Raw genomic sequence first — 4499 nt, 5'->3', positions numbered from 1 at the left:
GGCGAACGCCGCCGGGCGACCGTCAGCCCGCTGGGGCCTCCGGACGCCCGACGGTTCGCCTGGAACTGCGCACGCTGCTCGCGCACGCACTCAGGGCAGTGCACCCCGACCGCGGCCGGCGTCTGGCACTCCGGGCAGATCGTCCGCCCGCAGCGCTGGCAGAGCACGAAGCTCTGCCGGTCCGGATGCCGGTAGCAGGTGAACGACGCCGCGGCCCTCGCGGCGGCCGATCTCGGGATCGCGATGGGCGCCGGGACCGACGCCGCGATCGCGGCGAGCGACATCACGGTGGTGAGCGGTCGGCTGACCGTGGTGGCCGAGGCGATCCGGCTCTCGCGAGCGACCCTCCGCACGATCAAGGGCAACCTGTTCTGGGCGTTCGCGTACAACGTCGCGGCGATCCCGCTCGCGATGGCGGGGCTGCTGAACCCGGTGCTCGCGGGCGCGGCGATGGCGTTCTCGTCGGTCTTCGTCGTGACGAACAGCCTGCGCCTCCGCCGCTTCACCCCCGAGTCCTGACCGCGCCGCCACCGCGCACGGCCCGCGACGTCGCCACCTGCGGGCCGGACGCGCCTGGCGCGTCGCCCGGGCCTGCCCGGTCGCGGACGCGCTCGCGCCGCTCGCCCCGTGACGCGCACAGCGAACGTGCCCCGCGCCTCCTGTCCGACGGCGCACACCATCCGCCGGAGCGCACTACGCTCGGAGGCGGTCCGCGACGCAGCGCAGCGGTGACCCGCGGGCTCGTACGTCTGAAGGCGATCCAGGAGGACCACAAGTGACCGAATCCGCTCCCGTCGACCCCACATCGACCGACGGCTGGAAGAAGCTCGCCGGCATCGCCGACGGCTTCACCCCGGACCTGCGCGGCTGGTTCGACAGCGACCCCGCTCGCGCCGAGCGCTACACGTTCCAGGCCGCCGACCTCACCGTCGACCTGTCGAAGGGCCTCGTCACCGACGAGATCCTCGCCGACCTGCTCCAGGTCGCGAAGGACACCGGCGTCGCCGAGCGCTTCCAGGCGATGCTCGCCGGCGAGCACATCAACGCGACCGAGGACCGCGCGGTCCTGCACACCGCCCTGCGCCGTCCGAAGGGCGCCTCGCCGGCGCTCGTCGTCGACGGCCAGGACGTCGACGCCGACGTGCACGCCACGCTCGACAAGGTCTACGCCTTCGCCGAGCAGGTCCGCAGCGGCGCGTGGACCGGTGTCACCGGCAAGCGCATCGAGACCGTCGTGAACATCGGCATCGGTGGCTCCGACCTCGGCCCGGTGATGGTCTACGAGGCCCTGAAGCCGTACGTCCAGCCCGGCCTCGAGGCGCGGTTCGTCTCGAACATCGACCCGGCGGACATCTACGAGAAGACCGCTGATCTCGACCCCGAGACCACGCTCTTCATCGTCGCGTCGAAGACCTTCGGCACGCTCGAGACGCTGACCAACGCCCGCCTGGCCCGCCAGTGGCTCTGGGAGCGGCTCGGCCTGGCCGACGCGTCCGACGACGAGAAGTCGAACGCCGTCGCGAAGCACTTCGTCGCCGTGTCGACCGCGCTCGACAAGGTCGCGGCGTTCGGCATCGACCCCGAGAACGCGTTCGGCTTCTGGGACTGGGTGGGCGGCCGGTACTCGGTCGACTCCGCCATCGGCACGAGCGTCGTCATCGCGATCGGCCCGGAGAACTGGGAGGAGTTCCTCGCGGGCTTCCATGCGATCGACGAGCACGTCCGCACGACGCCGCTCGAGCAGAACGTCCCCGTCCTGATGGGCCTGCTCAACGTCTGGTACTCGAACTTCCTCGGCGCGCAGAGCCACGCGGTCCTGCCGTACACGCAGTACCTGCACCGCTTCGCCGCGTACCTGCAGCAGCTCACCATGGAGTCCAACGGCAAGCGCGTCCGCTGGGACGGCTCGCCCGTCACCACCGAGACCGGCGAGGTCTTCTGGGGTGAGCCGGGCACGAACGGCCAGCACGCGTTCTACCAGCTCATCCACCAGGGCACGCGCCTGATCCCGACCGACTTCATCACGGTCGCGAAGCCCGCGCGTCCGCTCAAGGACGAGACCGGTGACGGCGGGGCAGTGCAGCCCGGGCAGGACGTGCACGCGCTCTTCCTGGCGAACTTCTTCGCGCAGACGAAGGCGCTCGCGTTCGGCAAGACGGCGGACGAGGTCCGCGCCGAGGGCACCACGGACGAGGCCATCGTCTCCGCCCGCACCTTCACCGGCAACAAGCCGTCGACGTCGATCCTCGCGCCGGAGCTCACCCCGAGCGTGCTCGGTCAGCTCATCGCGCTGTACGAGCACATCGTGTTCACCGAGGGCACGATCTGGGGCATCGACTCGTTCGACCAGTGGGGCGTCGAGCTCGGCAAGCAGCTGGCGCTGCAGATCGCCCCGGCGGTCGACGGTGACCAGGCCGCGCTGGACGCGCAGGACTCCTCGACGAAGGCGCTCATCGCCAAGTACCTGGAGCTGCGCGGCGAGTAACGCACGCACCTGACGGACAGGAGGCGCGTTGCCTGTTGTGCACCGCGCCTCCTGTCGTGGGTGGGTCGCGCTTCGGCGGGACCCGCGCGGCTCAGCGGCCGAGCGGGTCGAGGTTGAGCGTGGTGCCCTCGTAGAGGTGCTGGTCCTCGCCGAAGACCTGCACGCCCTCGTTGAGCCAGACGAGCGCCCGGACGGTGATGCCGAACCGTGCGGCGACGTCGCCGATGAGGTCGTCGGGCGCCACGGTGTACCGCGCAGGAGCTCCGCCGCCGGCGGCCGCCGTCACCGATCCGGTGGCGTTCGGGCGGGCACCGTGGTCGACCGGGTGCACGTTCGTCTGCCGGGCGGGGATCGACCACCGCACGGTCGTGACGGCGAGGACCTTGTCCGCGGCGATCTCGACGGGGACGTCCTGGCCGGGGCGGGCGGCCGAGTACGTCACGAGGGTGCCGAGGTGCGACGGTTCGACGCCGGACCCGGTGAGCGGGACCGATGCGGAGCCGGGCGTGCTCGTCGGCCCGCCGAGCGTGTGGTCGCCCACCCCGCGGTAGGTCAGGCCGTCGCCGACCTCCTTCGGCAGGTCGAACAGCCCGACCCCGACGGGGACCGGCAGCGTCGACGTGAACCCGGAGTACTCGGCGGTGAACGCGTCCGCTCCGTCGGCGACGACACGGAAGTGGAAGTGGATGCTGCCCTTCGGGGACGCGACGTCGCCCTGGGCGAGGACCGTGCCGGCCGGGATGGGCGTCAGCGTCGGTGCCGGTGCGGCGGCCTCGGTGGGCGCGGCAGTCGGTGTGCGCGGGTTCGCGGAGGCCTCGAGGAGGTCCGCGGCCGAGTCGCCGTCGGCGGTGGGTGTGTCGCTCGGGGTCGGGGAGGCACTCGTGGGCGGGGCGGACGGGGCGGGGATCGCCCCGTCCGTCCCGCGCAGCCACGAGCAGCCGGACAGCAGGACGGTCGACACCAGGACGGTTCCGACCACTGCGGTTCGTTTCATGACTCCCCCTCGGGTTCAACCGTAGCGGACTGCCGGACGTGCACACCGTCGCCCGTGCGGCGATGTGTCGGTGGACGTACGGTCGGGCGCTGTCGGCTGCACGGGTTACCGTCGGTGCATGGAGCGTTCGGAGATCCTCGCCGCGGCGGCCGCCGCGCACGCCGCCCGCATCGCCGAGGCCGGCGGTGACGACGCCGTCGCGCGCGAGCGTGCCGAGCAGGTCCGGAAGCGGGCGGACGGCCTGGTCGACCGGATCGAACGGAGCGAAGCGGCCGACGACGCCGCTCGCGACGCCGAGCGTCGTCGGGCGGGCGAGGCCGACCGTGCCGCCGCCCGCACCGAGGGCTTGCTGTCCGACTGGCACCGGATGGGGACGCGTCGCGGGGTCACCCCGGACGAGCAGGTCCGCACGGCCTGGACGGTGACGGGGGTCCCGGAGCCGGGCGACGCCCGCGCGCTGGCGAACATCCTGCTGTCGACCGCCGGGCACGCTGGACGCGTGGCCGACGCTGCACGACGGAACCCCCGGCTCTCGGGCGCCGCGAGTGCCGCCGCTCGACGCACCGTCCGTCGCTACACCGACCACGGTGCGGACATGCCGTCGCTGGGTGACGTGCTCGACGACCCCGCCGGCGACGGCGAGTGATCGCTGACCGGGGCTTTCGCGGAGCCATCCATTCGTCATTCCGTGTGTATGACCGATTGACAGGACATGGATTCGGGCTACCGGCCGAGGTCGTCGTCCGTCGTGCGCTGGTCGGCGACGGAGAACGCCTTGATCGCCTCGATCTCGTCACCGAAGAAGTCGACGCGGACGGGGTGGTCGGCGGTCGGCGGGAAGACGTCGAGGATGCCACCACGCACGGCGAACTCGCCGCGCCGGGTGACGAGGTCGACCCGGGCGTAGGCCATGTCCACCAGCTGCCCGGCGATCGTGCCGAGGTCGTTGCCGCGGGAGTCGGTCGCGAGGACGATCGGCGCGAGCGAGGTGAGGTTGCCGGCGATGGCGCAGCGCCGCGC

General features: G+C 72.3%; 3 protein-coding genes and 3 pseudogenes. 3 read left to right on the top strand and 3 right to left on the bottom strand.

The window, feature by feature from the left end; translation table 11 throughout:
* Positions 1-284, bottom strand: a pseudogene (locus I5E_RS26495) (hypothetical protein); the annotation flags it as partial.
* Between I5E_RS26495 and I5E_RS13890 the strand changes: the two are divergent.
* Both I5E_RS13890 and pgi read left to right on the top strand, forming a co-directional pair.
* Positions 199-519: pseudogene (locus I5E_RS13890) on the top strand (heavy metal translocating P-type ATPase); the annotation flags it as partial. The pseudogenes I5E_RS26495 and I5E_RS13890 overlap by 86 nt on opposite strands.
* A 256-nt stretch (positions 520-775) precedes the next feature.
* Positions 776-2485 (top strand): glucose-6-phosphate isomerase, encoded by a 1710-nt coding sequence (gene pgi, locus I5E_RS13885; RefSeq protein ID WP_022907516.1) that lies wholly within the window; start codon positions 776-778, stop codon positions 2483-2485.
* 91 nt (positions 2486-2576) lie between these two features.
* Here pgi and I5E_RS13880 read toward each other — a convergent pair whose 3' ends face one another.
* The gene (locus I5E_RS13880) at positions 2577-3479 is read right to left on the bottom strand and encodes a LysM peptidoglycan-binding domain-containing protein (protein ID WP_031262756.1); all 903 of its coding nucleotides are present in this window, start codon (positions 3477-3479) and stop codon (positions 2577-2579) included.
* 118 nt (positions 3480-3597) lie between these two features.
* On the opposite strand from I5E_RS13880, the gene I5E_RS13875 reads away from it, so the two are divergent.
* Positions 3598-4125 carry a hypothetical protein gene (locus I5E_RS13875; protein ID WP_022907514.1) on the top strand — a complete coding sequence of 176 codons (528 nt, stop codon included), beginning with the start codon at positions 3598-3600 and terminating at the stop codon, positions 4123-4125.
* A gap of 86 nt (positions 4126-4211) precedes the next feature.
* Here the strand turns inward: I5E_RS13875 and I5E_RS21825 are convergent.
* Positions 4212-4499: pseudogene (locus I5E_RS21825) on the bottom strand (hypothetical protein); the annotation flags it as partial.

It is taken from the genome of Curtobacterium sp. B18, from assembly GCF_000333375.1.
GTDB lineage: Bacteria > Actinomycetota > Actinomycetes > Actinomycetales > Microbacteriaceae > Curtobacterium.
The sequence above is the reverse complement of the archived record's forward strand: the minus strand, read 5'-3'. Positions and strand labels throughout refer to the sequence as shown.

What these genes read in the sequence shown, in the direction of transcription:
- I5E_RS13880 (WP_031262756.1), bottom strand. Translation starts at nt 3,479, where the DNA reads ATGAAACGAACCGCAGTGGTCGGAACCGTCCTGGTGTCGACCGTCCTG.
- I5E_RS13875 (WP_022907514.1), top strand. Translation starts at nt 3,598, where the DNA reads ATGGAGCGTTCGGAGATCCTCGCCGCGGCGGCCGCCGCGCACGCCGCC.